Source organism: Frankia tisae (assembly GCF_025403405.1).
Taxonomy (GTDB): domain Bacteria; phylum Actinomycetota; class Actinomycetes; order Frankiales; family Frankiaceae; genus Frankia; species Frankia tisai.
The window spans coordinates 1-6,343 of record NZ_JANEZT010000381.1; the positions used below are offsets into that span (position 1 = coordinate 1).

A 6,343-nucleotide genomic window follows, 5' to 3' on the forward strand; every position below is an offset into this window, starting at 1 on the left:
GTTCCCGCCCGAAGCTCGACCGACGACGCCCGGGATCCCGATCGCGATCAGCGCGACCAGCGCCGCCACCAGCACGAGGAACAGCGACGACGCGAGCCGGGGCCGCAGCGCCTCCCGCAGCCGGTAGAACGCATCATTCAGCCGTTCGCGCAACGCAGCCCCCCGCCGGCTTGCGAGCCCATCCCGCACCATCCTGCGGCGATCGTAGGCGGTAGGCTCGATCGACGTGACGCAAAGGCCCGATTCTCCCGGCCGGCTCTGCTAGGCTTACTTGAGTCGTCGGTTTCGTGTCTGAGAGCCGGCCTACGGGGCGCACGGGGGTTCTTGTGAAGTTCTCACATATGTTTATTGTTCTGTCGGTAGACCAGGCATTCCGCCGGACCTGACGGGCCGTTCGCGGGCGTCCCCGCCCCCATCGTCGCGCGGCCTTTTCCCGGTTCGTGACCGGGTTTTTAGCTTCTTTCTTTGAGGACAGCCATGGAACTTCAGCCTGATCTTCTGCCCGATGACGAGAACACCGAGCCGCGGTGTGCGTGCTTGTTGTTGCTAGATACGTCGAGCAGCATGTCCGGCGCGGCGATCAGGGAACTGAACGAGGGCTACCGGACGTTTCGCGAGGAGGTAGACAGCGATCCGCTGGCGCGGAAGCGGGTGGAGGCGGCGGTCATCACCTTTGGCGGGTCGGCATCGGTCGCGCAGCCGTTCACCGAGGCGCGGTACCTGGCTGACCAGGCATTCAGCACGAACGGCGCGACCCCGATGGCCCAAGCGCTGCTCATGGCCACGCAGATGCTCGACGACCGCAAGCGGATGTACCGCGACGCGCAGCTGGACTATTTCCGGCCATGGCTCATCGTGATCACCGATGGGCAGCCGACCGACCGGGGGCAGTGGCCGGAGGCGGTGAACCGGGTGACCGCGATGGAGGCGGCGAACGGGGTGAGCATCATCCCGATTGGCGTAAAAGGGGCGGACATGAGCACTTTGGGTGAGCTGTCCCGGAAACGGCAGCCGCTGATGCTGTCCGGGCTGAAGTTCGCCGAGTTCTTCTCCTGGCTCAGCCGCAGCCTGTCGGCCGTCTCCCAGTCGGCGACCCACGTCTCGAGCGACTCAGGCCTGGGTGGCGCCTCTCAGGTCAAGGTGCCGCCGGTCGACGGCTGGGCCTCGATCTGACCAGATGGCGGCGGGCACCGGGATGACGAGTGACGGGTACGGGCCGATCGACCCGTGGGAGTCGATAACCCCGATCCGGCTGACCGACGCCCCAGCCGGCTTTCCCCCGGCGGGCGCGGTCCCGTCGTCGGCCGACTTCCCCCGACCGGCCGCGGTCCCGCCTCCGGCTCCTCCGGCGACGGCGGTTCCCGCGCCGGCCGCGGCCATGCCGGCGGTGCCAGTCGACCCGGCGGCGGCGGTTCCCGCGCCGGCGGCGGTCGAGACGGTAGACGGGGCGATGGGGCTGTGGCGGGCACTGGGCGCCTCCGTCGTCGGCAACGGCCACGTCCGCGGCGGGCTGCCCCGCCAGGACGGGGTGCGCGTCGTCGTCGTCGAGAACTGGGTGATCCTGGCGGTCGCCGACGGCGCCGGCTCGGCCGAGGCCAGCGACCAGGGCGCCCACGTAGCACTGAACGCCGCGACCGAGCTGGCCACTACCCTGCTGGTCGATGAGGAGGACCGGCTACCCATCGATCAGCTGCTCACCCGGGTCTTCTCCTGGGCCGGCAAGCAGGTCATGGAACACGCGGTCACCGCCGGCCGGCCCGCGCGGGACTTCGACACCACCCTTGCCGTCGTCCTGATCGGCCCGACGATCACCGGGTTCGGCCAGATCGGCGACGCGATCATCGCGATCGAGACCGTCGACGGCGACATCGAAGGCGTCGCCGCCCCCCGCCGGGGCGAGTACGTCAACGAAACCCATTTCATCACCCGCGACCGGGAACTCAACCAGCTCGCGACCGACTCCCGGTTCACCAGCGAGCTGAGCGGCGTCGTCCTGTCCACCGACGGCCTGGAACGCGTCGCGGCCAAGGGCCGCGTCCCCTACCCGCCGTTCTTCCGCAGCGTCCTGCGGTTCGCCCAGGCCCCCGAAGCCACCTCCACCGCCGTCGCCGACTTCCTCACCACCGTCGAGGACCGCAAAGGCGACGACAAAACCCTCCTGATCGCCACCCGGCTCGCCACTCCTGGCCCCGACCCCGGACCGGCTCCCGACCCGACGGCGCGCGGCGGCCCGGCATGACCGACGTCTACCCCGACTCCGGCAGCCGAGGCGCCACCGGCGTCCGCTGGCGCCTCGGCCCGCTCATCACCTCCGGCGGCGAAGGCGAAATCTACGAGATCGACGGTCGGCCCAGCCTCGTCGCCAAGATCTACAAGGACATCTACCTCGCGCAGGAACCCGGCCGCCGCGACCGCCTCGAGCGCAAGCTCGCCGCGATGATCGGCAAGCAGCCGACCGACCCGCTGCGGGCCAACGGCCACGTCTCCATCGCCTGGCCCACCACGATCCTGCGCGCCCGCCGCGGCGGGCCGCTCATCGGCTTCGCCATGCCCAAGGCACCTGACAAGGCTCGGCTGCTTCACAAGGTCTTCAGCCCCACCGATCTGCGCGAAGACGGCATCGCTTACGACTGGCGGTTCCAGATCGGCGTCGGCCGCAACCTCGCCGCCGTCTTCGAGGCCATGCACGCACCCGGCCGCTACGTCATCGGCGACCCCAACCCGAATAACTTCCTCGTCGCCAGCGACGGCCTGGTCACCATGGTCGACTGCGACTCGGTCCAGGTCGACGACGGCCCCGGCAACCTCTTCCTCTGCGAAGTCGCCATGGAAGAGCTGCTACCCCCCGAGTTCCCCACCTCGAAGCTGGCCACCGACCGCCGCCAGGTCTCTCTCGACACCTGGGCGCTCGCGCTGCTGCTCTATCGCGCCCTCATGCGCGACGCCCGCCCCTACAGCGGCTGGCAGGGCCCCCAGCAACCCAACGTCGCATCCCTCGCCCGCCAGGGCCAGTTCAACCAGATGCCCGCGACATCGCTGCAGCCCACCCGGCACACCCCGCCGCTCACGATCCTGCCGCCCCGGCTGCGCGAGATGTTCGTCGAATGCTTCACAAAGGGCGGCACGAACCCCGCCAAACGCCCCACAGCCGCCCAGTGGCACCAGCAGTTCGACACCCTCTACAACCACCTCGCGCCCTGCCGCCAGGACAAGCACCACTTCTACTCCGATCACCTTGCCGCCTGCCCCTGGTGCAAGCTCGCCGCCACCACGGGCCAGCGCCAGGCCGGCACCGCGACCCAGATCTCGCTGACGCCGGTCAACTACCCCCGGCGGGGCGGTCAGCGGCCGGGCTCCGGCCGCACCGTCACCGTCCCGCGAACGACTCAGGCCACCGGCTACCCGGGGCCGGGCTACCCCGGGCCCGGGGGTCCCGGCGCACCGGGGCCGGCCGCGGCCGCGCGCCGCCGCCGGCGCCGCGGGTTCGGGGCGGGCATCGCCGTCGTGATGGCCATCGTGATCGCCATCGTGAGCAGCCACACGTCGCAGTCCTCACCATCCATCTCGGGATCGACGTCGACCGGGACCGGCGGCGGGTCCAGTGGGGGCGGGACAAGCAGCGGCGGGTCCAGCGGTGGCGGGTCCAGCAGCGGCGGATCGACGCAGCTGACGTTCGCGCAGGAGGCGCAGGGTGTCGACACCATCCTGCGGAACTCGGGGACGTCCCGGAAGAACCTCGTTGACGCGATCAACCAGGTGGACACCTGCGGAGATCTCGCCAGCGCGGCGCAGGTCATAGCGTCGGCTGTGACGGAGCGCAACAACCAGATCGCGCAAGCGAACACCCTCCCGCTGGACCAGCTTTCCAACGGCTCGACGATCCGCTCCGAGCTCGTAACGTTCCTGGAGAGCTCGCGCCAGACCGACCAGTACTACCAGACGTGGGCCCAGAACATCGCCCAGGGGCAGCAGAACACCGGCCAGTGTCCCGGGACCAACTCCCACAACGACCCCGCCTACCAGTCTGCCCTCAGCGGCAACCAGCCGGCCTCCGAGGCCAAGCAGGCCTTCCTCAACGACTGGAACCCCGACGCCCGACAGGCGTACCTCCCGACCTACCAGGAACAGGAGATCTGATCGTGAGCCGCCTGGTCCACCGGCCGGCCCGGGTCAGGCCCGAGCCGCCGACCCGCACGTCGTTCACGATCCCGCAGCCGCCGACACCGGAGCGGCCCTCACGGCTGTCCTGGAGCCAGATGCTCCTGCCCGCGCTGTCCAGCGCGTCGATGCTGGTGTTCGGCCTGGCGTCGAACAACCGCACCGCGCTGCTGGTCGGCGTCCTGGTGTGTGCCGGCTCGATCGGGGCGCAGCCGCTCGTCCACCGGGCGAACCGGCGGACGAGCCGCCAGCGCACCGCCGAGCGGCGGGCCCGGTACACCGAGGCGCTTGAGCAGATCGGCCAGGATGTCGGGAAGGCGCAGGACGAGGCGCGCGCGGCGCTGGCCGACACCCATCCGGGGCCGGCGGAGCTCGCGTCGTTCGCGGCCGGGCCGCGGCTGTGGGAACGGCGGCTGCCCGAGGCGGACTTCCTCGACGTCGCGGTCGGGATCGGCAGCACCGACTCCGCGTTCACCGTCGAGTACGACGACAACCGCCTGTACCTGGACGCCCAGCCCGACACCGACCTGCTGGCCGCGGCGAAGAGCCTCGCCGACCGGGCCCGGACGGTGCCGTCGGCGCCGGTGGTGCTCTCGCTGCGCGAGCACCCGGTGCTGGCCGTCACCGGCGACCGCGCCGGCGCGCTGGGCCTGGTCCGCGCGCTGCTGGCAGAGCTCGCGGTCTGCTGCGGGCCGGACGAGCTACAGATCGCGGTGGCCGCGCCGCCGTCGACGGAGCGGGACTGGGAGTGGCTGGCCTGGCTGCCGCACTGCTCGTCCCGGGTCGGCGGCGCGGCCGGCACCCGCCGGGCCGCGACGCTGATCGCCACGAGCGAGGCGGCGGTCGGCCGGCTGCTCGCCCAGACCGTCACCCCGCGGCTGCGGCTGCCGCGGGAGGACAGCCGCGACACCGCGGTGATGCTTCCGCATCTCGTCCTCGTCGTCGACAAGTTCGACCCGGTCAGCGCGCTGCAGCGGCTGCCTGTGCTGTGGGAGGCGCTGCGCGGCGCGGCGGCGCTGGCGGTCACGGTCGTGGCGATCTGCCCGCGGCCGGAGGCGCGGCCTGAGGAGACGAGCGTCTGCGTGGACTTCCCGACGCCCACGCTCGCCCGGCTGGCCCGGCTCGGCAACGACCCGTCGACGCGCGCGCTGCGGCCCTACCGCCTCGAGCTGTCGGACGCGGACCGGGTCGGCCGCGTGGTGACCGACTGCCGGCCGGTCGGTGAGGCGGTCCGGCTGAGCCGGGTCGACAGCGACCGCCTCTTCGACCTGCTCAACCTGGGCGCGCTGCCCGCCGGACCGCCGGCCTGGCCAGCGAGGACGGCTCGCGACCTGCTGCGCGTCCCGATCGGCGGCCAGCCCGACGGCCGTCCGCTCGAGCTGGATCTCAAGGAGTCCGCGAACGGCGGCCACGGGCCGCACGGCCTGGTCATCGGCGCGACCGGCTCCGGCAAGAGCGAGTTGCTGCGCGGAGTCGTCACCGCGCTGGCGTTGCGGCACTCTCCGGACGACCTCGCTCTGGTGTTCGCGGACTTCAAGGGCGGGGCGACCTTCGACCTGCTGGCTGACCTGCCGCACCGCGCGGCCTTCATCACCAATCTGGAGGAGGATCTCTCCCTCGTCGACCGGATGAAGGCCGCGCTCAGTGGTGAGCAGAACCGGCGGCAAGAACTGCTGCGCTCCGCCGGCCGGGACGTCCAGAACATCGCCCAGTACCGGCAGCTGCGGGCGGCCGGCCCGACACTGCCACCGCTGCCGTATCTGGTCCTGGTGGTGGACGAGTTCGGCGAACTGCTGGAGGCGCGCCCGGACTTCCTGGAGGTGTTCCTGACGATCGGGCGGACCGGCCGCAGCCTCGGCATCCACATGATGCTGGCCAGCCAGCGCCTCGACGCCGGCCGCATCCGCGGGCTCGAGTCGTACCTGAGCTACCGGCTGTCGCTGCGGACGTTCACCGCCGACGAGAGCGTCGCCGCGATCGGCAACCGGCTCGCCTACGAGCTGCCGGCGCTGCCCGGCCACGGCTACTTCCGGTCGGGTGAGCTGTTCACCCGGTTCAAGACCGCGCGGGTCAGTGTGGGCGGGGCCGGCGGGGCCGGGGCGTCGCAAGGCCTTTCCGCTCCGTCCGGCGGGGCCGAGGACATGGACCTCGCCCGGGCGGTCAGCTGGCTCAGCGGCCACCCGGG

The 6,343-nt window shown here is 71.6% G+C and carries 5 protein-coding genes; 4 read left to right on the forward strand and 1 reads right to left on the reverse strand.

Annotated elements, in window-relative coordinates; genetic code table 11:
- Positions 1-192, reverse strand: a 192-nt coding sequence (locus NBZ85_RS26035; RefSeq protein WP_261562779.1) for a hypothetical protein, incomplete at its 3' end; no start/stop codon positions are given.
- Positions 193-477: 285 nt separating this feature from the next.
- On the opposite strand from NBZ85_RS26035, the gene NBZ85_RS26040 reads away from it, so the two are divergent.
- The 4 genes from NBZ85_RS26040 to eccCa form a co-directional block, all read left to right on the forward strand.
- Positions 478-1,173 carry a vWA domain-containing protein gene (locus NBZ85_RS26040; protein ID WP_261558053.1) on the forward strand — a complete coding sequence of 232 codons (696 nt, stop codon included), beginning with the start codon at positions 478-480 and terminating at the stop codon, positions 1,171-1,173.
- 22 nt (positions 1,174-1,195) lie between these two features.
- Positions 1,196-2,239 (forward strand): PP2C family serine/threonine-protein phosphatase, encoded by a 1,044-nt coding sequence (locus NBZ85_RS26045; RefSeq protein WP_261558052.1) that lies wholly within the window; start codon positions 1,196-1,198, stop codon positions 2,237-2,239.
- Positions 2,236-4,137, forward strand: a complete 1,902-nt coding sequence (locus tag NBZ85_RS26050; protein ID WP_261558051.1) for a hypothetical protein — start codon at positions 2,236-2,238, stop codon at positions 4,135-4,137. The genes NBZ85_RS26045 and NBZ85_RS26050 overlap by 4 nt, the downstream gene beginning before the upstream one ends.
- A 2-nt stretch (positions 4,138-4,139) precedes the next feature.
- On the forward strand, positions 4,140-6,343 hold a 2,204-nt coding region (gene eccCa, locus NBZ85_RS26055; protein WP_261562780.1), incomplete at its 3' end, for a type VII secretion protein EccCa.

What these genes read in the sequence shown, in the direction of transcription:
- NBZ85_RS26040 (WP_261558053.1), top strand. Translation starts at nt 478, where the DNA reads ATGGAACTTCAGCCTGATCTTCTGCCCGATGACGAGAACACCGAGCCG.
- NBZ85_RS26050 (WP_261558051.1), top strand. Translation starts at nt 2,236, where the DNA reads ATGACCGACGTCTACCCCGACTCCGGCAGCCGAGGCGCCACCGGCGTC.
- NBZ85_RS26045 (WP_261558052.1), top strand. Translation starts at nt 1,196, where the DNA reads ATGACGAGTGACGGGTACGGGCCGATCGACCCGTGGGAGTCGATAACC.